At 68.3% G+C, this 21,173-nt stretch carries 25 protein-coding genes; 7 read left to right on the top strand and 18 right to left on the bottom strand.

Going from position 1 to position 21,173, the window contains the following annotated elements; genetic code table 11:
- Positions 1-6 precede the first annotated feature (6 nt).
- The 5 genes from hyi (at position 7) to EA796_RS09150 (ending at position 5,706) form a co-directional block, all read left to right on the top strand.
- The gene (gene hyi, locus EA796_RS09130; RefSeq protein ID WP_122108391.1) at positions 7-789 is read left to right on the top strand and encodes a hydroxypyruvate isomerase; all 783 of its coding nucleotides are present in this window, start codon (positions 7-9) and stop codon (positions 787-789) included.
- Positions 776-1,693: a 2-hydroxy-3-oxopropionate reductase gene (locus EA796_RS09135; RefSeq protein ID WP_368664882.1), complete on the top strand. Its 918-nt coding sequence runs from the start codon at positions 776-778 to the stop codon at positions 1,691-1,693. The genes hyi and EA796_RS09135 overlap by 14 nt, the downstream gene beginning before the upstream one ends.
- A 198-nt stretch (positions 1,694-1,891) precedes the next feature.
- Entirely contained in the window at positions 1,892-3,166 is a 1,275-nt protein-coding gene (locus tag EA796_RS09140; protein WP_122108392.1) for a glycerate kinase, read from the top strand.
- Positions 3,163-4,578, top strand: a complete 1,416-nt coding sequence (pyk, locus tag EA796_RS09145) for a pyruvate kinase (protein ID WP_122108393.1) — start codon at positions 3,163-3,165, stop codon at positions 4,576-4,578. Before EA796_RS09140 ends, pyk begins: the two co-directional genes overlap by 4 nt.
- 210 nt (positions 4,579-4,788) lie before the next feature.
- Entirely contained in the window at positions 4,789-5,706 is a 918-nt protein-coding gene (locus tag EA796_RS09150) for an urea transporter (protein WP_122108394.1), read from the top strand.
- Between the two features lie 72 nt (positions 5,707-5,778).
- On the opposite strand, the gene EA796_RS09155 is transcribed toward EA796_RS09150, so the two are convergent.
- The 10 genes from EA796_RS09155 to ccmA form a co-directional block, all read right to left on the bottom strand.
- Positions 5,779-6,102, bottom strand: a complete 324-nt coding sequence (locus EA796_RS09155) for a hypothetical protein (RefSeq protein WP_122108395.1) — start codon at positions 6,100-6,102, stop codon at positions 5,779-5,781.
- On the bottom strand, positions 6,099-7,310 hold the full coding sequence (gene ccmI / locus EA796_RS09160) for a c-type cytochrome biogenesis protein CcmI (protein ID WP_122108396.1): 1,212 nt from the start codon (positions 7,308-7,310) through the stop codon (positions 6,099-6,101). The genes EA796_RS09155 and ccmI overlap by 4 nt, the downstream gene beginning before the upstream one ends.
- Positions 7,307-7,795, bottom strand: coding sequence for a cytochrome c-type biogenesis protein (locus tag EA796_RS09165; protein WP_122108397.1), 489 nt, complete (start codon positions 7,793-7,795; stop codon positions 7,307-7,309). The genes ccmI and EA796_RS09165 overlap by 4 nt, the downstream gene beginning before the upstream one ends.
- Positions 7,792-8,346, bottom strand: coding sequence for a DsbE family thiol:disulfide interchange protein (locus EA796_RS09170; protein WP_122108398.1), 555 nt, complete (start codon positions 8,344-8,346; stop codon positions 7,792-7,794). Before EA796_RS09170 ends, EA796_RS09165 begins: the two co-directional genes overlap by 4 nt.
- On the bottom strand, positions 8,343-10,322 hold the full coding sequence (locus tag EA796_RS09175) for a heme lyase CcmF/NrfE family subunit (protein ID WP_122108399.1): 1,980 nt from the start codon (positions 10,320-10,322) through the stop codon (positions 8,343-8,345). The genes EA796_RS09170 and EA796_RS09175 overlap by 4 nt, the downstream gene beginning before the upstream one ends.
- On the bottom strand, positions 10,319-10,807 hold the full coding sequence (gene ccmE, locus EA796_RS09180; protein ID WP_021443801.1) for a cytochrome c maturation protein CcmE: 489 nt from the start codon (positions 10,805-10,807) through the stop codon (positions 10,319-10,321). Before ccmE ends, EA796_RS09175 begins: the two co-directional genes overlap by 4 nt.
- The gene (gene ccmD, locus EA796_RS09185; protein WP_021443802.1) at positions 10,804-10,980 is read right to left on the bottom strand and encodes a heme exporter protein CcmD; all 177 of its coding nucleotides are present in this window, start codon (positions 10,978-10,980) and stop codon (positions 10,804-10,806) included. The genes ccmE and ccmD overlap by 4 nt, the downstream gene beginning before the upstream one ends.
- Positions 10,977-11,732, bottom strand: coding sequence for a heme ABC transporter permease (locus EA796_RS09190; RefSeq protein ID WP_122108400.1), 756 nt, complete (start codon positions 11,730-11,732; stop codon positions 10,977-10,979). Before EA796_RS09190 ends, ccmD begins: the two co-directional genes overlap by 4 nt.
- A 72-nt stretch (positions 11,733-11,804) precedes the next feature.
- A complete protein-coding gene (gene ccmB, locus EA796_RS09195) occupies positions 11,805-12,476 on the bottom strand; it encodes a heme exporter protein CcmB (RefSeq protein WP_122108401.1) in 672 nt (223 codons plus the stop codon).
- A complete protein-coding gene (gene ccmA, locus EA796_RS09200) occupies positions 12,473-13,117 on the bottom strand; it encodes a cytochrome c biogenesis heme-transporting ATPase CcmA (protein WP_122108402.1) in 645 nt (214 codons plus the stop codon). The genes ccmB and ccmA overlap by 4 nt, the downstream gene beginning before the upstream one ends.
- Before the next feature lie 161 nt (positions 13,118-13,278).
- On the opposite strand from ccmA, the gene EA796_RS09205 reads away from it, so the two are divergent.
- Entirely contained in the window at positions 13,279-14,820 is a 1,542-nt protein-coding gene (locus tag EA796_RS09205) for a flagellar hook-length control protein FliK (RefSeq protein ID WP_122108403.1), read from the top strand.
- Positions 14,817-15,158: an EscU/YscU/HrcU family type III secretion system export apparatus switch protein gene (locus tag EA796_RS09210; RefSeq protein WP_122108404.1), complete on the top strand. Its 342-nt coding sequence runs from the start codon at positions 14,817-14,819 to the stop codon at positions 15,156-15,158. Before EA796_RS09205 ends, EA796_RS09210 begins: the two co-directional genes overlap by 4 nt.
- Here EA796_RS09210 and EA796_RS09215 read toward each other — a convergent pair.
- The 8 genes from EA796_RS09215 to EA796_RS09250 form a co-directional block, all read right to left on the bottom strand.
- The gene (locus EA796_RS09215; RefSeq protein ID WP_122108405.1) at positions 15,139-15,582 is read right to left on the bottom strand and encodes a rhodanese-like domain-containing protein; all 444 of its coding nucleotides are present in this window, start codon (positions 15,580-15,582) and stop codon (positions 15,139-15,141) included. The genes EA796_RS09210 and EA796_RS09215 overlap by 20 nt on opposite strands.
- Before the next feature lie 116 nt (positions 15,583-15,698).
- Positions 15,699-16,097, bottom strand: coding sequence for a DUF2802 domain-containing protein (locus EA796_RS09220; protein WP_122108406.1), 399 nt, complete (start codon positions 16,095-16,097; stop codon positions 15,699-15,701).
- Positions 16,097-16,576 carry a chemotaxis protein CheW gene (locus EA796_RS09225; RefSeq protein ID WP_021445082.1) on the bottom strand — a complete coding sequence of 160 codons (480 nt, stop codon included), beginning with the start codon at positions 16,574-16,576 and terminating at the stop codon, positions 16,097-16,099. Before EA796_RS09225 ends, EA796_RS09220 begins: the two co-directional genes overlap by 1 nt.
- Before the next feature lie 98 nt (positions 16,577-16,674).
- A complete protein-coding gene (locus EA796_RS09230) occupies positions 16,675-17,463 on the bottom strand; it encodes a CheW domain-containing protein (protein ID WP_122108407.1) in 789 nt (262 codons plus the stop codon).
- An 87-nt stretch (positions 17,464-17,550) separates the two neighbouring features.
- Entirely contained in the window at positions 17,551-18,339 is a 789-nt protein-coding gene (locus tag EA796_RS09235) for a ParA family protein (protein ID WP_021444534.1), read from the bottom strand.
- 82 nt (positions 18,340-18,421) lie between these two features.
- Positions 18,422-19,240 carry a flagellar motor protein MotD gene (gene motD, locus EA796_RS09240; RefSeq protein WP_122108408.1) on the bottom strand — a complete coding sequence of 273 codons (819 nt, stop codon included), beginning with the start codon at positions 19,238-19,240 and terminating at the stop codon, positions 18,422-18,424.
- A gap of 12 nt (positions 19,241-19,252) precedes the next feature.
- Entirely contained in the window at positions 19,253-19,993 is a 741-nt protein-coding gene (locus tag EA796_RS09245) for a flagellar motor protein (protein WP_122108409.1), read from the bottom strand.
- A gap of 25 nt (positions 19,994-20,018) precedes the next feature.
- Complete coding sequence (locus EA796_RS09250) at positions 20,019-21,158, bottom strand: chemotaxis response regulator protein-glutamate methylesterase (protein ID WP_122108410.1); 1,140 nt, start codon at positions 21,156-21,158, stop codon at positions 20,019-20,021.
- Between the last annotated feature and the right edge of the window lie 15 nt (positions 21,159-21,173).

The raw sequence follows: 21,173 nt of genomic DNA on the forward strand, positions 1-21,173 counted from the left end.
CACACCATGCCCCGTTTTGCTGCCAACCTGTCCATGCTGTTCACCGAAGTGGACTTCCTGGACCGTTTCGCCGCCGCCGCCGAAGCCGGTTTCAGCGGCGTGGAATACCTCTTCCCCTATGACTTCCCGGTGGAAGAGATCAAGGCCCGCCTGGACGCCAACCAGCTCGAGCAGGTGCTGTTCAACCTGCCGGCCGGCGACTGGGGCAAGGGCGAGCGCGGCATCGCCTGCCACCCGGATCGCGTCGAGGAGTTCCGCGCCGGCGTCGACCAGGCCATCGCCTACGCCAAGGTGCTGGGCAACAAGCAGATCAACTGCCTGGCCGGCATCCGCCCGCAGGGCCTGGACTGCGCGACCGTGGAAAAGACCTTCGTCGACAACCTGCGCTACGCGGCCGACAAGCTGGCCGGCGCCGGTATCCGCCTGGTCATGGAAGCCATCAACACCCGCGACATCCCCGGCTTCTACCTGAACAACACCAAGCAGGCCCTGGACATCCGCGACAAGGTCGGCAGCATCAACCTGTACCTGCAGTACGACATCTACCACATGCAGATCATGGAAGGTGACCTGGCCCGCACGGTTGAGAGCAACCTGGCCGCCATCAACCACGTGCAGCTGGCCGACAACCCGGGCCGCAACGAGCCGGGCACCGGCGAGATCAACTACCGCTTCCTCTTCGAGCACCTGGATCGCATCGGCTACCAGGGCTGGATCGGCTGTGAATACAAGCCGGCAACCACCACCGCTGCCGGCCTCGGCTGGATGAAAGCGCATAACGCAATCTGAGGAGACTCTACGCATGGCTAAAATCGGATTTATCGGCACCGGCATCATGGGCAAGCCCATGGCGCAGAACCTGCAGAAGGCCGGCCACACCCTGTTCTTCTCCGAGCACTTCGACAAGGCGCCGGCCGACCTGCTGGGCGACAACGGCATCGCCCTGGCCAACCCGAAGGAAGTGGCCCAGGAAGCCGAATTCATCATCGTCATGGTCCCGGACACCCCGCAGGTCGAAGACGTGCTGTTCCGCGACAACGGCATCGCCCAGGGCGTCGGCGCCGGCAAGGTGGTGATCGACATGAGCTCGATCTCCCCCACCGCCACCAAGGCCTTCGCCGAGAAGATCAAGGCCACCGGCGCCGCCTACCTGGACGCCCCGGTGTCCGGCGGCGAAGTCGGCGCCAAGGCCGCGACCCTGTCGATCATGGTCGGTGGCTGCCCGAACGCCTTCGAACGCGCCCTGCCGCTGTTCCAGGCCATGGGCAAGAACATCACCCGCGTCGGCGGCAACGGCGACGGCCAGACCGCCAAGGTGGCCAACCAGATCATCGTCGCGCTGAACATCCAGGCAGTCGCCGAAGCCCTGCTGTTCGCCGCCAAGAACGGCGCCGACCCGGCCAAGGTGCGTGAAGCGCTGATGGGCGGCTTCGCCGGCTCGAAGATCCTCGAAGTGCACGGCGAGCGCATGATCAAGGGCACCTTCGATCCGGGCTTCCGCATCAGCCTGCACCAGAAGGACCTCAACCTGGCGCTGTCCGGCGCCCGCGAGCTGGGCCTGAACCTGCCCAACACCGCCAACGCCCAGCAGGTGTTCAGCACCTGCGCGGCCCTCGGCGGCAGCGGCTGGGACCACTCCGCCCTGATCAAGGGTCTGGAGCACATGGCCAACTTCAATATCCGCGGCGAGTAAATCGCCGCACACGGCGCACGGTAGGGTGCGCCGTGCGCACCGATTGGCCGGGCGAGCCCCGGCACCCTTTCGACCTTCCTGGCAGGAGGTGTCACGGCCCGATTGCCAGGTCGGTCGATTCCACTCCCCAGGCGCTGCCATGCGGCGCCTGCGGACTGGAATCGATCCAGCGTCACCCCAGAACAAGAGAAAGCCGCCATGACCTTCGACCCGCAACGCCTGCTGCGCGACCTGTTCGCCACCGCCATCGCCGCCGCGCATCCGCGCCAGGTGCTGGCCGACCACTTGCCCGCCGACCGCAGCGGCCGCGTCATCGTCATCGGCGCCGGCAAGGCCGCCGCGGCCATGGCCGAGGTGATCGAGCAGGAGTGGCAAGGCGAGGTCAGCGGCCTGGTGGTGACCCGCTACGAGCACGGCGCCGACTGCAAGAAGATCGAAGTGGTGGAAGCCGCCCACCCGGTGCCGGACGACGCCGGCGAGCGCGTCGCCCGCCGCGTGCTGGAGCTGGTGTCGAACCTTGGCGAAGACGACCGGGTAATCTTCCTGCTTTCCGGCGGCGGCTCCTCGCTGCTGGCGCTGCCGGCCGAGGGCATCAGCCTCCAGGACAAGCAGGCGATCAACAAGGCGCTGCTCAAATCCGGCGCCACCATCGGCGAGATGAACTGCGTGCGCAAGCACCTCTCGGCGATCAAGGGCGGCCGTCTGGCCAAGGCCTGCTGGCCGGCTACCGTCTACACCTACGCTATCTCCGACGTGCCCGGCGACGAGGCCACGGTGATCGCATCCGGCCCCACAGTGGGCGACCCGACCACCTCGGCAGAAGCCCTGGCGATTCTCGCCCGCTACGCCATCGACATCCCGGCCAACGTGCGCGCCTGGCTGCAGGACCCGCGCTCGGAAACGGTCAAGCCGGGCGATCCGGTACTCGCCCGCAGCCACTTCCAGCTGATCGCCACCCCACAGCAATCGCTCGACGCCGCCGCCGCCAAGGCCGAAGCGGCCGGTCTGCCGGTGTTGATTCTCGGCGACCTGGAAGGCGAGTCGCGTGACGTGGCCAAGGTGCATGCCGGCATCGCCCGCCAGGTGCAGCTGCACGGCCAGCCGATCAAACCGCCATGCGTGATTCTTTCCGGCGGCGAAACCACCGTCACCGTACGCGGCAACGGCCGCGGCGGGCGCAACGCCGAATTCCTCCTCAGCCTCACCGACAGCCTCAAGGGCCTGCCCGGCGTCTACGCGCTGGCCGGCGACACCGACGGCATCGACGGCTCCGAAGACAACGCCGGCGCGATCATGACGCCCTACAGCCATGCCCGCGCCGGCATCAAGGGCCTGTCTGCCCGCGACGAACTGGACAACAACAACGGCTATGGCTACTTCGCCGCCCTCGACGAGCTGATCGTCACCGGGCCGACCCGTACCAACGTCAACGATTTCCGCGCCATTCTGATTCTCGAGAGCCCTGCCCAATGAACGCCGACAAGAAAGTGAAGATCCTCGCCACCCTCGGGCCGGCGATCCGCGACGCCGCGCATATCCGCCAGCTGGTGGAAGCCGGGGTCAACCTGTTCCGCCTCAACTTCAGCCACGGCGAACACGCCGATCACGCCCAGCGCTACCAGTGGGTGCGCCAGGTGGAGCGCGAGCTGGGCCAGCCCATCGGCATCCTCATGGACCTGCAGGGGCCGAAGCTGCGTGTCGGCCGCTTTGCCGACGGCAAGGTGCAACTGGTCAACGGCCAGAGCCTGCGCCTGGACCTGGACGCCACGCCCGGCGACGCCAGCCGGGTCAACCTGCCCCACCCAGAAATCATCGAAGCCCTGCAGCCGGGCATGAGCCTGCTGCTGGACGACGGCCGCCTGCGCCTGAAGGTGACCGCCAAGCAGGCCGATGCCGTGATCACCGAGGTGATCGCCGGTGGCGAGCTGTCCGACCGCAAGGGCGTCAACGTGCCCGAGGCCGTGCTGCAGCTGTCGCCGCTGACCGAGAAGGACCGCCGCGACCTGGCGTTCGGCCTGGAGCTGGGCGTGGACTGGGTGGCACTGTCGTTCGTGCAGCGCCCCGAGGACATAGTCGAGGCCCGTGAACTGATCCAGGGCAAGGCCTTCCTCATGGCCAAGATCGAGAAGCCCTCGGCGGTGCAGCATCTCGAAGAAATCGCCAAGCTGTGCGACGCCATCATGGTGGCGCGCGGTGACCTGGGCGTGGAAGTGCCGGCCGAGAACGTGCCGCGCATTCAGAAGGACATCGTGCGCACCTGCCGCCAACTGGGCCGCCCGGTGGTCGTCGCCACGCAGATGCTCGAATCCATGCGCTTCTCCCCGGCACCGACCCGCGCCGAAGTCACCGACGTGGCCAACGCCGTGGCCGAAGGCGCCGATGCAGTGATGCTGTCGGCCGAGACCGCCTCCGGCGACTACCCGCTGGAAACCGTGCAGATGATGAGCAAGATCATCCGCCAGGTGGAGAACGGCCCGGACTACCAGAGCCAGCTCGACGTCGGCCGCCCGCAGGCCGAGGCCACCGCCAGCGACGCCATCAGCTGCGCCATTCGCCGCATCAGCGCGATCCTGCCGGTGGCGGCATTGGTCAACTACACCGAATCCGGCAGCTCCAGCCTGCGCGCCTCGCGCGAGCGGCCCAAGGCGCCGATCCTCAGCCTGACCCCGAGCCTGACCACCGCACGCCGCCTGACCGTGGCCTGGGGCATCTACTCGGTGGTCAACGAGCGCCTGCACAAGGTCGAGGAAGTCACCAGCACCGCACTGGAGATCGCCCAGGCCCAGGGCATGGCCCAGCGCGGCGACACCGTGGTGATCACCGCCGGCGAACCCTTCGGCCAGCCCGGCAGCACCAACAGCCTGAGGATCGAAACCCTGCACTGAGCCGGCGGCGCTCAACGCAATACAGCACCGTAGCCCAGATGAAATCCGGGGAAATCCCCTGTTTCCCCGGCTTCATCCGCACTACACGCGGCCTTGTGGGAGCGGCTTCAGCCGCGAATGAATCCAGGAAGAACGCGCTCCCCGAGCCCCGCGCGGGCATAACCAGTTTGCAGGCGCCCATCGGGCGCCTCTTTTTGTTTCGAGTCCAGCATGTCGCCTCTCTCTTCCCAGCACGCCCTGCAAGGCCTGCGCGCCCTGCTTTGCGGCTTCGCCCAGATCTTCCTGCAGCAGCACCCCGGTTGCGGCCTGCTGGTGCTGCTGGCGATTGTGCTCGGCGCACCCGACCTGCTCGGCGGCGCGCTGCTCGGCGGCCTGGCCTCGATGCTGGTGGCGCAGCGCCGCGGCTACCCGCAGGCGGACATCGCCATCGGCCTGTACGGCTACAACGGCATCCTGCTCGGCCTGCTGCTCAGCCTGAAACTGGCCTGGACACCGCTGCTGCCGCTGCTGATCGTCGCCAGCGCCGGGCTCTCCAGCCTGCTGCTGGCCCCCTGGATGCGGCGCATGCGCCAGCATGGCTGGCTGCCGGCTTTCACCTTCCCGTTCGTCGTGCTGGGCTGGGCGCTGCTGGCCCTGGCCGCCCCGCTGGGCCTGCCGCCGGCAGCGCCAGCGCTGGCGCCCGCCACGCCCGAGCTGGCCGGCGTGGAGCTGCTGCTGGCGGTGCTGCGCGGCCTGGGCCAGGTCATCTTCCTCGACGCGCCGCTGGCCGGCCTCGCCCTGCTACTCGGCCTGCTGCTGGCCGACCGCCGCGCCGCACTGTGGGCCGTGCTGGGCTCGAGCGCCGGCTTCGCCCTCGCCCTGCTGCAGGGCTGGCCCAGCGACGGCGCCCTGGCCGGACTCTACGGCTACAACGCCAGCCTCGCCGCCATCGCGTTGGCCCAGGTGCAGCGCAACCCCATCGCGCCGCTGTGCGGCCTGCTGCTGGCCCTGCTGCTGCAACCGGGTTTCGCCGCTCTCGAAATACCGGCGCTGACCATGCCCTTTATCCTCGCCTGCTGGCTGGTCAAGGCCAGTGCGCAACGCTGGCGTCAGGCGGTGAAGGACAGTGCGCCGCGGCGCCAACCCTGAACAGTCTCGACCGGGCCGATCCCCAGTACGCAGAACGGCGCCCTGGGGCGCCGTGTGTCGAGCGGACAGACTTCAGCGACTCTGATAATGCCGGTAGAGCCCCGGCGGGATGCCGCTGCTGTCGGTGGCGCGCCAGGGCCCGCCGGGCTGCGGCGACCAGCTCCAGCCGCTGGCCCAGCGATAGAAGATGCGCTCGCGGTAGTAGAGGTCGCGCGCGCCCTCGACCACGTAGACGCCCAGCGCCGGGTTCCAGTGGCTGGCCACGCCCGGCGGCGGCGCGTAGCGCGGGTGGGACGGCTGCTGCACCGGCGGCAGCGAGCCGACCGGCGCACTGGGCTGCACGGCGCAACCGACCAGGCTCAGGCTGAGCGCGCCGAGCAGCGCCAGGCGCTTCATTGCGCCTGACCGTCGCGGCTGTCGATCAGCAGCGCCTGGGTGTCGCGAGCGGTGTTCGACACCGGCCCGCGCTGGCCGATCCACTCGCCACGGGTGGCATTGCCCTCGCGCGATACCCGCGCCACCAGCTGTACCTGGGCAAAGCCGGACAGCTTGAGCTCGGGCATCATCGCATCGACATCCGACAGGCTGACCTGCGCCGGCAGGTCGGAAACCTTCAGGCGCTTGACCGCCAGCGGCATGGGCGGGCCGCTCAAGGCGCGGGCGAAGACGAACACGCTGTCGTCCGGCTGTACCTGCGCCTGTACCTCGGGCGACAGCGCCACGCTGACTTCCAGGGCATGCACCTTGGCGCCCGGCGCGGCGGCGGCCGGCGGCTGCTCGCCTGCGCCAATCTGCTGACGGGCGCGCTCGATGCCGCCGGCAATTGCCGCGCGCGACGGGTCCTGTTCCGGCAGCACCGCCACCAGACGCTCCCAGTAGCGCACCGCATCGGCGTAACGCTGGCTCTCGTAGGCGGCGATGCCGAGCAGGCCGAGGCTGGTCACCTCTTGCGGGTCGGTCTTCAGCGCCTCGTCGGTCAGCGCCTGCAGCTGGTCGTTCCACTGCTTGCCGCCGGCGAAGTACAGCGCCTGCGCCCACTGGCCGAGCAGCTCCGGCGCACGGCCGGCCCGCTTCACCGCCTGCTCGAAGGCCTTGGCCGCATCACCGGCGCGTTCCTGGGCCATATAGGTGCGGCCGAGGAAGTACCAGGCCTCGGCAGACTCCGGGTTGTCCTTGAGCGACTGTTCCAGGCGCACGGTCATCTCTTCGATGCTCTGCGGCTGCTGCGTGGCCAGCTGGCGGGTCTGCTCGACCTGAGCCAGGGCGCCCCAGTGCAGGTACAGGCCGACGCCCAGCAGCGGCACCAGGATGGCGGCGAGCAGTGGGATCTTGCCGCCGAGCACGCCGCTGCGGCGCTGCACGCCTTCGGTATCGGCCAGCAGTTCGCGCGCGGCCTCGGCGCGGCCGGCCTCGAGCTGGGCGTCGTCGAGCACGCCGGCCTGGCGCTGGGTTTCCAGCTCCTGCAGGCGCTCCTGGTAGAGGGTGACGTTGAGGGCGGTGCGGTCTTCCTCGGCCTGCAGCTTGCGAATGCGCAGCACCGGGATCAGCAGAAACGCCAGGGCGGTCAGCAGCAGCAACCCGGCGGGCAACCAGAAATCGATCATTGGTCTTTCTTGTCCTGAGAGTTTTGCTCGAGCAGCGCGGCGAGGCGCTGCTGCTCATCGGCGGAGAGGCCGGCGGCCGGGCGCGTCTTCTGCTGCTTGCGGCGGCGCAGGACGATGGTCCCGAGCACGCCGAAGCCGATCAGCAGCAGGCCGGCCGGGCCGTACCAGAGCAGCAGGGTGCGCCCGGTGACGGGCGGGTTGTAGAGCACGAAGTCGCCGTAGCGCGAGACCAGGAAGTCGATGATCTGCTCGTTGCTCTTGCCCTCCTCCAGCATGCGGAAGATCTCGCTGCGCAGGTCCATGGCGATCGGCGCGTCGGAGTCGGCGATGTTCTGGTTCTGGCACTTGGGGCAGCGCAGTTCTTCGATCAGGTTGCGGTAGCGCTGGCGCTCCGCCTCGCTGGCGAACTCGAAGGTGTCGATGGCAGCCTGGGCGCCGGCCAGCAGGCCCAGGCTGAGACCGCAACTGAGCAGCAGGCGCTTCATGGCTGCACCTCGTCGACCAGTTGCTGGTAGATCGGCGCCAGCTTCTCGCGCCAGACGCGCTCGTCGATGGTGCCGACGAACTTGTGGCGGATGATGCCCTGGGCATCGACGAAGAAGGTTTCCGGCGCGCCGTACACGCCCAGGTCCAGGCCCAGGCTGCCCTTGGCGTCCTCGATGTTGAGCTGGTAGGGGTTGTGCAGGTCGCGCAGCCATTGCTGCGCCGGCGCGCGTTCGTCCTTGTAGTTGACCCCGTGGATCACCACGCCGGCCTCGGCCAGCTTGTTCAGCACCGGGTGCTCGTGGCGACAGGCCGGGCACCAGGTGGCCCAGACGTTGACCAGCGCCGGTTTGCCCTTGAGGTCCTCCTGAGTCAGGGTGCGCGCCGGATCGTCCAGCGACGGCAGGCTGAAGGCCGGGAAGGGCTTGCCGATCAGCGCCGACGGCAGCTCGGAGATGTCTCCCTTCTGCATCTGCAACCATGAGATATACGCAAAGGAACCCAGAATACCGGCGACAAAAGCGATAAAAATCACACGCACATAGATACTCATCCGTTCGCCCCCTGTTCCGCCATGCCGAGGGCCTCGCGCACGCGGGTGCGCACCTTGATCCGGTAACGCGAATCGCTGGCGGCAAGGAAACCGCCGAGGCCCATCAGCAGTGCGCCCAGCCAGATCCAGCGGACGAAGGGTTTGATGTGCACGCGCACCGCCCAGGCGCCCTGCTCGAGCGGCTCGCCGAGGGCGACGAAGAGGTCGCGGGTGAAGCCGGCGTCGATGCCCGCCTCGGTCATGGTCGCCTGCTGCACGGTGTACAGACGCTTCTCCGGGTGCAGCACCTTGATCTGCCGCTCGCCGTCGAACACGCGCACCGTGCCCTTGTCGGAGATGAAGTTGGGGCCCTCATGGTGCACCGCACCGTCGAACTGGAAGCGATAACCGCCCAGTTCCACCGAATCGCCCGGCGCCATGCGCAGGTCGCGCTCGTAGCTGCCCAGGCTGGTCAGCACCACGCCGAGGGCACACAGGGCGAAACCGAAATGTGCCATCTGCATGCCCCAGTAGCTGTGACCGAGGCTCGGCAGGCCCTTGAGCAGGCCCTTGTGGCGGGTCTTGTCGAGGATGTCGCGGGCACCGGCCAGCACCACCCAGGCCGCCAGCAGGCAGACGGCGAGCACCGCCCAGTGGAAGTCGCCGTGGACGAAGGTGGCGACCAGCGCCAGCACCACGCTGGCCACCAGCACCGGCGCCAGCATGCGCCCGAGCCAGTGCAGCGGGGTGTCCTTCCAGCGCACCAGCACGCCGACGCTGATCACCGCCATCAACAGCGCCATCAGCGGCACGAACAGCGCGTTGAAGTAAGGCGGGCCGACCGACAGCTTGGCCCCGGTCAGGGCGTCGAGCACCAGCGGGTAGAGGGTGCCGAGCAGGATCATCGCCGCGGCCACCACCAGCACGATGTTGTTGACCAGCAGCAGGGTCTCGCGCGACCACAGGCCGAAGCCGACCTGGCTGCGCACCACCGGCGCGCGCAGGGCGAACAGCGCCAGCGAGCCGCCCACCACCAGCAGCAGGAAGGCGAGGATGAACACGCCGCGCTCGGGGTCGGTGGCGAAGGCATGCACCGAGGTCAGCACCCCGGAACGCACCAGGAAGGTACCGAGCAGGCTGAGGGAGAAGGCGGCGATGGCCAGCAGCACGGTCCAGCTCTTGAACACCCCGCGCTTCTCGGTCACCGCCAGCGAATGGATCAAGGCCGTCCCGACCAGCCAGGGCATAAAGGAGGCGTTCTCCACCGGATCCCAGAACCACCAGCCGCCCCAGCCCAGTTCGTAGTAGGCCCACCAGGAGCCCAGGGCGATGCCGATGCCGAGGAAGGCCCAGGCGACTATGGTCCAGGGCCGCGACCAGCGCGCCCAGGCGGCGTCCAGCTTGCCGCCGAGCAGCGCGGCGATGGCGAAGGCGAAGGCCACCGAGAAGCCGACGTAGCCCATGTACAGCATCGGTGGATGGACGATCAGGCCGAAGTCCTGCAGCAGCGGGTTGAGGTCGCGGCCGTCCATCGGCGCATTTGGCAGCAGGCGCTCGAAGGGGTTGGAGGTGACGATCAGAAACAGCAGGAAGCCGATGCTGATCATGCCCATCACCGCCAGCACGCGGGCCAGCATCTCTTCCGGCAAGTGGCGGGAGAAGATCGCCACGGCGAAGGTCCAGCCGGCCAGGATCAGCGCCCACAGCAGCAGCGAGCCCTCGTGCGCGCCCCACACGGCGCTGAACTTGTAGTACCAGGGCAGCGCGCTGTTGGAGTTGTTGGCCACGTAGGCGACGGAGAAGTCGTCGACCATGAAGGCGTAGGTCAGGCAGAGGAAGGAAAACAGCAGGAAGGCGAACTGGCCCCAGGCGGCCGGCTGCGCCAGGCTCATCCACTGGTGGTCGCCGCGCCAGGCGCCGATCAGCGGCAGCGTGGCCTGCACCAGGCACAGGCACAGCGCCAGGATCATCGCCAGATGGCCGAGCTCGGGAATCATTGCGCACTCTCCTGCTGGTAGGCCTGTTTGCCGGCGGTGGCGGCGTCGTGCTGCTGCTTCATGCCGCTCTTTTCCAGCGCCTGCATCACTTCCGGCGGCATGTAGTTCTCGTCGTGCTTGGCCAGCACCTCGTCGGCCACCAGCACGCCCTGCTCGTTGACCTTGCCCAGGGCGACGATGCCCTGGCCCTCGCGGAACAGGTCGGGGAGGATGCCCTGGTAGCGGATGGTGATGCCCTTGGCGCCGTCGGTGACCACGAAGTCCACCTCCAGGCTGTCCGGCGAGCGCTTCACCGAGCCCTCCTCCACCAGCCCGCCGGCGCGGATGCGGGTATCGAGCGGCGCCTCGCCGTCGGCGATCTGGGTCGGGGTGTAAAACAGGTTGATGTTCTCCTGCAGCGCGGTCAGCGCCAGGGCCACGGCGATGCTGACGCCGCAGAGGATGGCCAGAACGATGTACAGACGTTTCTTGCGGACCGGATTCACTTCGACTTCTCCCGGCGCAAACGGCGCGCCTCGTCTTGCAGGTAACGGCGGCGCGCCAGGATCGGCCACGCCACATTCAGCGCCAGCACCGCCAGGCTGATGCCGTAGGCGCTCCACACGTAGGCGCCATGGCTGCCCATGGCGAGAAACTCGGCGAAGGAGGAAAAACTCATGCCTTGCCCTCCACCAGGGATTCGACCTCGGCTTTCACCCAACTGCTGCGCGCCTCGCGCTTGAGCACCTCGGTGCGCATGCGGTAGAGCAGCACGGCGCCGAAGAAGCAGTAGAAGCCGAGCACGGCGAGCAGCAGCGGTAGCCACATTTCCACCGGCATGGCCGGCTTCTCGGTGATCCTGAAGGTGGCGGTCTGGTGCAGCGAGTTCCACCACTCCACCGAGTACTTGATGATCGGGATATTGACCACCCCGACTATGGCCAGCACGGCGCAGGCCTTGGCCGCGCTGTCGCGGTTGCTGATGGCGTTGCCCAGGGCGATCACGCCGAAGTAGAGGAACAGCAGGATCAGCATCGAGGTCAGGCGCGCGTCCCACACCCAATAGGTGCCCCAGGTCGGCTTGCCCCAGATGGCGCCGGTGAGCAGGGCGATGGCGGTCATCCAGGCGCCGATGGGCGCGGCCTGCTGCAGGGCGACGTCGGCCAGCTTCATCTTCCACACCAGGCCGACCAGGCCGGCGACCGCCAGCATCACGTAGATCGACTGGGCGAGGAAGGCCGCCGGCACGTGGATGTAGATGATCCGAAAGCTGTTGCCCTGCTGGTAGTCCGGCGGCGCGAAGGCCAGGCCCCAGACCAGCCCGGCGGCGATCAGCAGCCCGGCGGCGATGCTCAGCCAGGGCAGCCAGCGGCCGCTGATCTCATAGAACCACTTGGGCGAACCCCACTTGTGAAACCACGTCCAGTTCATCGCTCGACTCATCACTCAAACGTGGCCCGGATGCAATCCGGGGAAGCGCGGGCCACGGTTCACGGTTCGTTATTATTCGCCGACGCTGATGGTCAGGCCGGCGGCAATTGCAAAAGGTGTCAGGGTCACCGCCAGGGCGGTGAGGCTGGCCAGCCACAACAGGTGGCCGGTCGCCGGCAATCCTTGCAGGGCCGCCTGCAGCGCCCCGCTGCCGAGAATCAGCACCGGGATGTACAGCGGCAGAATCAGCAGCGCCAGCAGCAGGCCGCCACGCTTGAGACCGACGGTGAGCGCCGCGCCCACCGCGCCGAGCAGGCTCAGCACCGGGGTGCCGAGCAGCAGCGACAGCAGCAGCACCGGCAGGCAGCGCCCGGGCAGGCCGAGCATCAGCGCCAGCAGGGGCGCCAGCAGCACCAGCGCCAGACCGCTGAACAGCCAGTGTGCCAGCACCTTGGCCAACACCAGAAGAGGCAGGGGGTGCGACGAAAGGACCCACTGTTCCAGCGAGCCGTCCTCGAAATCGCTGCGGAAAAGCCCGTCCAGCGAGAGCAGCACGGCCAATAGCGCCGCCACCCACACCAGCCCCGGCGAAAGGGTTTGCAACAATTGCGTCTCCGGCCCCACCGCCAGCGGGAACAGCGCGACCACTATGGCGAAGAACACCAGCGGATTGGCCAGTTCGGCCGGACGCCGCGCCAGCAGGCGCATTTCACGGGCGAGCAGCAGGCTGAAGACGTTGCTCATGCGGCGTGCTGCCCCAGGTCCAGTTCGCGGTAGGTGGCCGGCTTGTGCTGCAGGCTGTGGTGGGTGGTCAGCACCACCACCCCGCCGCGCTCGCAGTGCGCCGCCAGGTGCTGCTCCAGCTGCGCCACCCCTTGCTTGTCCAGCGCGGTGAAAGGCTCGTCGAGCACCCACAGCGGCGGCGCATCGGTCAGGTACAGGCGCGCCAGGGCGACGCGGCGCTGCTGACCGGCGGACAGGGTGTGGCTGGGCACGTCCTCGAAGCCGCGCAGGCCGACGGCGGCCAGCGCCTGCCAGATCGCCTCGCGGCCGACCGGGGTGTGCAGCGCGCAGAGCCAGGCCAGGTTTTCCTCGGCGCTCAGCAGGCCCTTGATGCCGGCGGCGTGGCCGATCCACAAGAGATTGCGCGCCAGTTCGCCGCGCTGTTCGGCCAGCGGCCTACCCTGCAGGCGGATGCTGCCGGCGGTGGGCTGCATCAGCCCGGCCAGCAGGCGCAGCAGGCTGGTCTTGCCGCTGCCGTTGGGGCCGCTGATCTGCAGCATGTCGCCGGCCTGCAGATGAAAATGCAGGTGTTCGAAAAGCATGCGCCAATCCCGCTCACAGCTGAGCGCCACGGCTTCGAGAAGGGGGGCGGGAGGTGTCATCGCTACCTGGCAGGGTTAAAGTCGGCGGTGCCCCGGCCGCTATACTGACGCGAGCCGGAAGTGCGGTGCGGAACGGGGCGGCATTATACATGTCGCATCACTGTCCCCGCAGTCAGCATTTTCGACAGGGTGTTAATAGACTTTCGGCCTACCGAGCGCTTATGAGCGAAATCAGCAGTCCCCGTCCGCTTCCCGCCACGCCGCCGGCGGTGCGCCCCGCCGTCAGCGCCGCCGACCTGGCCGTGCGCCTGCTGCAGCCGCTGGACGGCCTGCTGGCGGCCGGCGAAAGCGCCAAGGCCGAGGTGATCGCCCTCAAGGAACAGGCGCAGAGTTTCCAACTGCTGCTCAAGCTGACCCTGGCGGGCGGGCGCCAGGCCACCCTGCAGGCCGAGAGCCCGCGACCGCTGGCCCAGGGCAGCGCGCTGCTGGTCACCGCGCTGTCCGACACCCGCCTGGCCCTGGCGCTGCAGGCCGGCGGCGACAAGCCGCTGACCAGCCTCGACCTGCAACAACTGCCGCCCGGCACCCTGGTACAGGGCAAGGTACTCAGTCGCGAGCCATTGCCGCCGCAGGGCGCACAGGCGGTCTACCGGCTGCTGGTCAACCTGCTCAACACCCCGCTGGCCGGCCGCCAGCTGGCCCTCGACAGCCCGCTGGCGCTGCCTCTGGGCAGCCTGCTCAGCGCCCAGGTACAGGGCAGCCAGAGCCTGAATTTCCTGCCGCTCAGCGGCCGCCTCGATCAACTGGTGCTGGGCCAGCAGCTGGCCGCCCAGCACAATCGCCAGGCCTCGCTGGAGGGCCTGCTCAAGGGGCTGCAGGGCCTGGCCGGCAAGGCCGAACTGAGCGGCGAGCTGCGCAGCGGTATCGAGCGCCTGCTCGGCGCCCTGCCCGACAGCGCCCAACTGAGCACGGCCAAGGGCCTGGCCCAGGCCCTGGAAGGCAGCGGCGTGCTGCTGGAAGCCAAACTGCTGCAGGGCCAGACTGCCGCCCTGCCCCAGGACCTGAAAGCCAACCTGCTGCGCCTGATCGCCCAGTTGTTGCCACAACTGCCCGGCGGCGCCGCCACCCTCGCCGGCCTGCAGGGCGCCATGGGCCAGGCGCTGCCGGCGCTGGCCCGGCAGATGCTCGGCGGTCTCAGCCCCGCCGGCGCTGCGCGCCAACAGGCCCTCGGCTTTCCCCTGCCGTCGCGGCTGCTGCAGAACCTGGATGGCGAGGCCGACCTGGAAACCCTGCTCAAACTCGCCGCCGCGGCCGTCTCGCGCCTGCAGACCCACCAGCTGTCGAGCCTGGCGCAGACCCAGGTAGATGCCAACGGCAACCTGCTGACCACCTGGCAGCTAGAGCTGCCCATGCGCCACCAGCAGGAGCTGATCCCGCTGCAGATCAAGCTGCAGCGCGAGGACAGCGGCAAGGCGGACAAGCCGGAGCATAAGGAAACCCTCTGGCGCGTCGAGCTGGCCTTCGACCTCGACCACCTCGGCCCGCTGCAGGTGCGCGCCCAACTGCTGCGCGGCAGCCTGTCCAGCCAGCTGTGGGCCGAGCGCGCCGATACCGCCCACCTGATCGGCGCCGAACTCGGCAACCTGCGCGAACGCCTGCAGGCCGCCGGCCTCGAGGTCGGCGAACTGGCCTGCAGCCAGGGCCTGCCGCCGCAGGGGCCGAAAACCACGCTGGAACAACGCTGGGTGGACGAAACCGCATGAGCCGCAAGAGCAAGGCCGAGCCGCGCCAGGCCATCGCCCTCAACTACGACGGGCACAGCGCCCCCGTGCTCAGCGCCAAGGGCGACGACGAACTGGCCGAGGCCATTCTCGCCATCGCCCGCGAATACGAGGTGCCGATCTACGAGAATGCCGAACTGGTGCGCCTGCTGGCCCGCCTGGAGCTGGGCGACGCCATCCCCGAGGCGCTGTACCGCTGCATCGCCGAGATCATCGCCTTCGCCTGGTACCTGCAGGGCAAGACCCCGCCCGGCTTCGCGGCCGACGCCGAGCGCGACGTCAGCCCGCCGCTGCCGCGGCTCAAGGGACCGGCAGGCTGACCGCCAGCGCCTCGCCGGCCGCGCCCTTGCCGCTGGGGAAGTCGAACAGCTGCCAGGCGAAGTAGCCGCCGCGGAAATAGAACACCCGACTGAAGCCCCAGGCTACCGCCTGCTGCACCGCCTGCGCGCTTTGCGGGCAGACCTCGCTGTCGCAGTAGATCACCAGCGGCAGCTCGCGCGGCCAGTGCCTCTGCTGCAGCCCGGCGAAGCGTCCGGCTAGGTCCATGTGCAGGGCACCGTGGACATGGCCCCAGCCCCATTCGCGCGACGGACGCACGTCGATGAACAGCGCGCCGTGGTCGTACAGGTGCTTGGCCTGCAGCACGTTGACCGTGATCGCGCCGCGTACCTCCAGCGGCGCGTCCTGGGCGGCGAGCGGCAGGCACAGCAGCCAGCCGACCAACAGCAGAATCAGGCGATGCATGACGAACACCCCGCGGCGATGCCTACAGCATCAGCTTAGGCGTGGCCAGGGGGCGTACTAGGATTGATTGGCGAAGATCGGACGAGCTTTTAAGAACGCCGACGACTATGCGTCGATTATTGCGCCTTGGACTGGTGCAGGCGGCTGATCAATTCGGCCTCGGCCTGGCTCAGGCCGCAGGACTGGGTCAGATCCTCGACGCTGGCGCCCATGCCGACCAGGCGCGCGGCCTGGGTGAAGGACAGGCTGCTGGGGTCGCGCTGCTCGATCTGACTGAGCTTGTCCGGCAGCGGCGCCACCACCCGGCGCAGCTCGTGCAACTCCTCGCCCATGCGGATGCTGCCGGTCAGGTAGGCATCCAGGCGCTTGCCCAGCTCCTTGATCCGCGCGTCGCGCACGGCATCGCACTTGGCCTGCTCCGCCAGCATGCGCTGCTGGTTGCGGTACAGGCCATGGCAGACGATGCCCAGCGCCACGCAGAGCAGCGCCAGGGCGATCAGGGCGGCTTCGAGCACTAGATACTCTCCAGCTCCGACCACTCTTCCTCGGTCATCATCTTGTCCAGCTCGACCAGGATCAGCAGTTCGCCATTCTTGTTGCACACGCCCTGGATGAACTTGGCCGACTCGTCGTTGCCCACGTTCGGCGCGGTCTCGATCTCCGACTGGCGCAGGTAGACCACCTCGGCCACGCTGTCGACCAGGATGCCCACCACCTGCTTGTCCGCCTCGATGATGACGATGCGGGTGTTGTCGGTGACCGGCGCCGAGCCCAGGCCGAAGCGCTGGCGGGTGTCGATCACGGTGACCACGTTGCCGCGCAGGTTGATGATGCCCAGCACGTAGCTCGGCGCCCCCGGCACCGGGGCGATCTCGGTGTAGCGCAGCACTTCCTGCACCTGCATCACGTTGATGCCATAGGTCTCGTTGTCCAGGCGAAAGGTCACCCACTGCAGAATCGGATCTTCGGCACCCTGTGCAGAACTTTTCTTCATGTCCCTAGCCTCGTCAAAAACCGCTCGCTGCGGCATGCGCGGGTCGACCCGCTTGTCATCAACTTTAGAGCCCGGCGCACGCGCGGGCCCGCCAATTCTCAGTGCAGCTTGCCGGCGGCGAGGCGCTTGGCGCCGCCGCTGGCGATCAATTCGGCGAGTGCCGCCACGTCGAGCAACGCGCACATGTGCTCGATCACCGTACCGGCCAGCCAGGGCCGCTGGGTGCGCTGGCTGCGCCACTTGACCTCGGCCGGGTCGAGACGGATCGAGCGGCTGACCTGATGCACCGCCAGCCCCCATTCATAGCCCTGCACCGAGATCACGTACTGCAGGCCCTCGCGGAAATCCTCGCGGTAGCGATCGGGCATCACCCAGCGTGCGGTGTCCAGCACCTTGAGGTTGCCCGCCTGGCTCGGCAGGATGCCGAGAAACCAGTCCGGCTGGCCGAACAGCGGCGTCAGCTCCTGGCCCTCCAGCGGATAGATCGAGCCCAGGCAGATCAGCGGCACGGCCAGGGTCAGGCCGGCGACATCGAACAGCAGGCACTCGAACGGCTCCTCGGCCCAGCTCGGCCGCCCCTCCAGCTGCAGCGCGGCCGGCTGTGCCGGCGGCGTTTCGAGCGGCGCGGCAAGCGGCGGGGCCTGCACCTCCACCTCCGGCGCGACCACCAGGGCCACCGGCGCGCGCGGCGCGACGACAGGTGCGGGAGCGACCGGCGCAGGCGCCGTCAGGCGCGCATCGCGCACCTGCTCCTCGAGCACCGCGCTCTCGAATTCCTCGAGGCTGACGGACATCTCCAGCTCGGCCGCAGCCTCCTGCAACAGACCGTCGAGGTAGGACTGCAGGGCCAGCTGGGAACGCGTGGCGGTGGCGAGGGTACGACTCATGACTGAAACCCGTGATGGAGACCTGTACAGCCTATCGGCCGCAGCCCGGCCCGACTTGAGTGCGCCAGTTCAACACAGACGGGCATGTCAGGCCACCTGCGCTGCCGGTTGATGGCTCAGCAGGTGCTTGAGCAATGCCCGATAGGCGATCACCCCGCGACTGCCCGCATCGAACTGCGAGGGCGTGCGCCCGGCCCGGCTGGCATCGCGCAGACGGGTATCGACCGGGATGTAGGCCTGCCAGAGGTGCTCGGGATAGCTGTTGCGCAGCACCCGCAGGGTGCTCATCGAGGCCTGGGTACGGCGGTCGAACAGGGTCGGCACTATGGTGTAGGGCAGCGCCTGCTTGCGCGAGCGGTTGATCATGGCCAGGGTGCTGACCATGCGTTCGAGGCCCTTGACCGCGAGAAACTCGGTCTGCACCGGGATCACCAGCTGCTGGCTGGCGGCCAGGGCATTGACCATCAGCACGCCGAGCAGCGGCGGGCTGTCGATGATGGCGTGGTCGAAATCCTCCCACAGCTGCGCCAGGCTCTTGGCGATCACCAGGCCCAGGCCGCTCTGCCCCGGCGACTGGCGCTCCAGGGTGGCCAGCGCAGTGCTCGACGGCAGCAGGGAGATGCGTTCGTGGCTGGTGCCGTGCAGCAGCTGCCTGGGCAGGCCCTGGGGCACGCCGCCCTGGTGCAGGAACAGGTCGAAGCAGCTGTGCTCCAGCGCATCGGGATCATGGCCGAAATAACTGGTCATCGACCCGTGCGGGTCGAGGTCGACCACCACCACCCGCTTGCCGGCATCGGCCAGCAGGCCGGCCAGGGCGATGGAGGTGGTGGTCTTGCCGACACCACCCTTCTGATTGGCTACTGCCCAGACTTTCATCTTCTTTCATCCTCCCGGCGTGAAGCACTCAGGCCGAGAATGGCTGTCGCCGGCACGCAGCAGACGACTGGGATTTGACGGCTCACGATTGCGGAACCTCCGACACAGGCGCCGGTGCAGGTTGCGTGCCAGCGCCGGACTGCTGCGCCGCGGTGCTGCCGGCGCTGCGCCGGGTGTCGAGGTTGCGCGAAATCACCAGCACCACGCGGCGGTTGCGCCCCCGCCCTTCGGCCGTGGCGTTGTCCGCCACCGGCTGGAACTCGCCGTAGCCGACCGCCGCCAGCCGCGCCGGATCGACGCCGTCCATGGCCAGCATACGCACGATGCTCGCCGCCCGCGCCGAGGACAGCTCCCAGTTGGTCGGAAACTGGCTGGTCTGGATCGGCAGGTTGTCGGTGAAACCTTCCACCTTCACCGGATTCTGATAAGGCGCCAGAATCTTGGCGACCTTCTCGATGATGTCGAACGCCTGGTTGTTCGGCAGCGCGTCGCCGCTGGGGAACAGCAGGCTGGAACTCAGCTCGATCTCGATCCACATCTCGTTGCCGCGCACGGTCAGCTGCTCGTTCTGGATCAGCTCGCCGAAAGCCTGGCGCACGCTGGCGGCGATGTCCTGCAGGGAGTCGTCCGGGGTCTCGCTGCTGGCCTCGTCCAGCGAGGCGCGCTCGGGCTCGCCGGTGCGCGGCCGCTCCTCGCCCACCGGGATCGGTTTGATCGAGCGATCCGGCTGGTTGAACACGCCGGTCAGGGTCTCGGAGAGAATCTTGTACTTGCCCTCGTTGAGCGAGGAGATCGAGTACATCACCACGAAGAAGGCGAACAGCAGTGTGATGAAGTCCGCGTAGGACACCAGCCAGCGCTCGTGATTCTCGTGTTCTTCATGCTGCCGCCGACGCGCCATGACAGCCCTCCATCAGTCCATGAAGCCTTGCAGCTTCAGCTCGATGGACCGCGGGTTCTCACCCTCGGCGATGGACAGGATGCCCTCCAGCAGCATCTCGCGGTAACGCGACTGGCGCATGGCGATGGCCTTGAGCTTGTTGCCGGCCGGCAGCAGCAGCAGGTTGGCGAAGCCGACGCCGTAGATGGTGGCGACGAAGGCCACGGCGATGCCGCTGCCGAGCATGCTCGGGTCGGCCAGGTTGCCCATCACATGGATCAGGCCCATCACCGCGCCGATGATGCCGATGGTCGGCGCGTAGCCGCCCATGCTCTCGAACACCTTGGCCGCCTGGATATCGCGCGCCTCCTGGGTGTACAGATCGACCTCGAGGATGCTGCGGATGGATTCCGGCTCGGCGCCGTCGACCAGCAGCTGCAGGCCCTTGCGCGCATAAGGGTCGGGTTCGGCGTCGGCCACCGCCTCGAGACCGAGCAGGCCTTCCTTGCGCGCCACCATGCTCCAGCCGACCACGCGGTTGATGCCGCCGATCAGGTCGATGCGCGGCGGGAAGAAGATCCAGCGCTGGATGACCATGGCGCGCTTGAACACGCTGACCGGCGCCTGCAGGAAGGCCGCGCCGAGGGTGCCGCCGATTACGATCAGCGCCGCCGGGCCGTTGAGCAGCGCGCCGGCGTGGCCGCCCTCCAGGTAGTTGCCGCCGAGAATCGCGACGAACGCCAGAATGACGCCGATCAGGCTCAGTACATCCATGCGCACGCGCCCGTGTGAGGGTTCATTACAGGCAGGCCTCGGTCAGGTGCCGGCCGATCTCGTCGAGGCCGTAGACCGCGTCGGCCAGGTTGGCCTTGACCACCGCCATGGGCATGCCGTAGATCACGCAGCTGGCCTCGTCCTGCGCCCACACCTGGCTGCCGCCCTGCTTGAGCAGGCGCGCGCCTTCGCGGCCGTCGGCGCCCATGCCGGTGAGCACCACGGCCAGCACCTTGTCGCCATAGGACTTGGCCGCCGAGCCGAAGGTGATATCGACGCAGGGCTTGTAGTTCAGGCGCTCGTCGCCGGGCAGGATCTTCACCGCGCCGCGGGCGTCGACCATCATCTGCTTGCCGCCGGGGGCCAGCAGGGCCAGGCCGGGGCGCAGCAGGTCGCCGTCCTCGGCCTCCTTGACCTGGATGCGGCAGAGCTTGTCCAGACGCTCGGCGAAGGCCTTGGTGAAGGCTGCCGGCATGTGCTGGACGAGCACCAGCGGCGCCGGGAAATTGGCCGGCAGCTGGGTCAGCACCCGCTGCAGGGCCACCGGGCCGCCGGTGGAGGTACCGATGGCCACCAGCTTGTAGGCCTTGCGCTTGGGCGCCGCGGAACTGGCGCCGGCTGCACCGCCGGGCGCCGCAGACGGACTCGCCGGACGCGGTTGCAGGCCGGCCGGGCGGGCCGTGGTTGCCGCCGGCCGGCTGCCCGGCGCGGGCACAGGGCTGGCCGTAGCCGGCGCCGGAGCGACCGCGGCCGAACTAAAACGGCGGTTGCTGCGCGCGATGCTGTGCACCTTCTCGCACAGCAGCTGCTTGACCTTCTCCGGGTTGCGCGAGATGTCCTCGAAATTCTTCGGCAAAAAATCCACCGCGCCGGCGTCCAGGGCGTCGAGGGTGACGCGAGCGCCTTCGTGGGTCAGCGAGGAAAACATCAGCACCGGCGTCGGACAGCGCTGCATGATGTTCCGCACCGCGGTGATGCCGTCCATCATCGGCATCTCGTAATCCATGGTGATCACGTCGGGCTTGAGGGCCAGCGCCTGGTCGATGGCCTCGCGGCCATTGGTGGCCGTGCCCACCACCTGGATATTGGGGTCGGCAGACAGAATTTCCGAAACGCGCCGGCGGAAGAAGCCGGAGTCGTCCACCACCAAAACCTTGACTGCCATACACACTCCTAAACG

It is taken from the genome of Pseudomonas sp. AOB-7 (genome assembly GCF_003696305.1).
Taxonomy (GTDB): Bacteria; Pseudomonadota; Gammaproteobacteria; order Pseudomonadales; family Pseudomonadaceae; genus Aquipseudomonas.

Bases quoted from the DNA above. Each gene is read 5' to 3' on its own strand.
- EA796_RS09215 (WP_122108405.1), bottom strand. From the start codon at position 15,582: ATGCATCGCCTGATTCTGCTGTTGGTCGGCTGGCTGCTGTGCCTGCCG.
- EA796_RS09175 (WP_122108399.1), bottom strand. From the start codon at position 10,322: ATGATTCCCGAGCTCGGCCATCTGGCGATGATCCTGGCGCTGTGCCTG.
- pyk (WP_122108393.1), top strand. From the start codon at position 3,163: ATGAACGCCGACAAGAAAGTGAAGATCCTCGCCACCCTCGGGCCGGCG.
- EA796_RS09205 (WP_122108403.1), top strand. From the start codon at position 13,279: ATGAGCGAAATCAGCAGTCCCCGTCCGCTTCCCGCCACGCCGCCGGCG.
- motD (WP_122108408.1), bottom strand. From the start codon at position 19,240: ATGGCGCGTCGGCGGCAGCATGAAGAACACGAGAATCACGAGCGCTGG.
- hyi (WP_122108391.1), top strand. From the start codon at position 7: ATGCCCCGTTTTGCTGCCAACCTGTCCATGCTGTTCACCGAAGTGGAC.
- EA796_RS09245 (WP_122108409.1), bottom strand. From the start codon at position 19,993: ATGGATGTACTGAGCCTGATCGGCGTCATTCTGGCGTTCGTCGCGATT.
- ccmA (WP_122108402.1), bottom strand. From the start codon at position 13,117: ATGACACCTCCCGCCCCCCTTCTCGAAGCCGTGGCGCTCAGCTGTGAG.
- EA796_RS09140 (WP_122108392.1), top strand. From the start codon at position 1,892: ATGACCTTCGACCCGCAACGCCTGCTGCGCGACCTGTTCGCCACCGCC.
- EA796_RS09225 (WP_021445082.1), bottom strand. From the start codon at position 16,576: ATGAAGAAAAGTTCTGCACAGGGTGCCGAAGATCCGATTCTGCAGTGG.
- ccmI (WP_122108396.1), bottom strand. From the start codon at position 7,310: ATGATCGATTTCTGGTTGCCCGCCGGGTTGCTGCTGCTGACCGCCCTG.
- EA796_RS09170 (WP_122108398.1), bottom strand. From the start codon at position 8,346: ATGAGTATCTATGTGCGTGTGATTTTTATCGCTTTTGTCGCCGGTATT.
- EA796_RS09165 (WP_122108397.1), bottom strand. From the start codon at position 7,795: ATGAAGCGCCTGCTGCTCAGTTGCGGTCTCAGCCTGGGCCTGCTGGCC.
- ccmD (WP_021443802.1), bottom strand. From the start codon at position 10,980: ATGAGTTTTTCCTCCTTCGCCGAGTTTCTCGCCATGGGCAGCCATGGC.
- EA796_RS09155 (WP_122108395.1), bottom strand. From the start codon at position 6,102: ATGAAGCGCCTGGCGCTGCTCGGCGCGCTCAGCCTGAGCCTGGTCGGT.
- EA796_RS09190 (WP_122108400.1), bottom strand. From the start codon at position 11,732: ATGAACTGGACGTGGTTTCACAAGTGGGGTTCGCCCAAGTGGTTCTAT.
- EA796_RS09235 (WP_021444534.1), bottom strand. From the start codon at position 18,339: ATGAAAGTCTGGGCAGTAGCCAATCAGAAGGGTGGTGTCGGCAAGACC.
- EA796_RS09250 (WP_122108410.1), bottom strand. From the start codon at position 21,158: ATGGCAGTCAAGGTTTTGGTGGTGGACGACTCCGGCTTCTTCCGCCGG.
- ccmB (WP_122108401.1), bottom strand. From the start codon at position 12,476: ATGAGCAACGTCTTCAGCCTGCTGCTCGCCCGTGAAATGCGCCTGCTG.
- EA796_RS09150 (WP_122108394.1), top strand. From the start codon at position 4,789: ATGTCGCCTCTCTCTTCCCAGCACGCCCTGCAAGGCCTGCGCGCCCTG.
- EA796_RS09230 (WP_122108407.1), bottom strand. From the start codon at position 17,463: ATGAGTCGTACCCTCGCCACCGCCACGCGTTCCCAGCTGGCCCTGCAG.
- EA796_RS09210 (WP_122108404.1), top strand. From the start codon at position 14,817: ATGAGCCGCAAGAGCAAGGCCGAGCCGCGCCAGGCCATCGCCCTCAAC.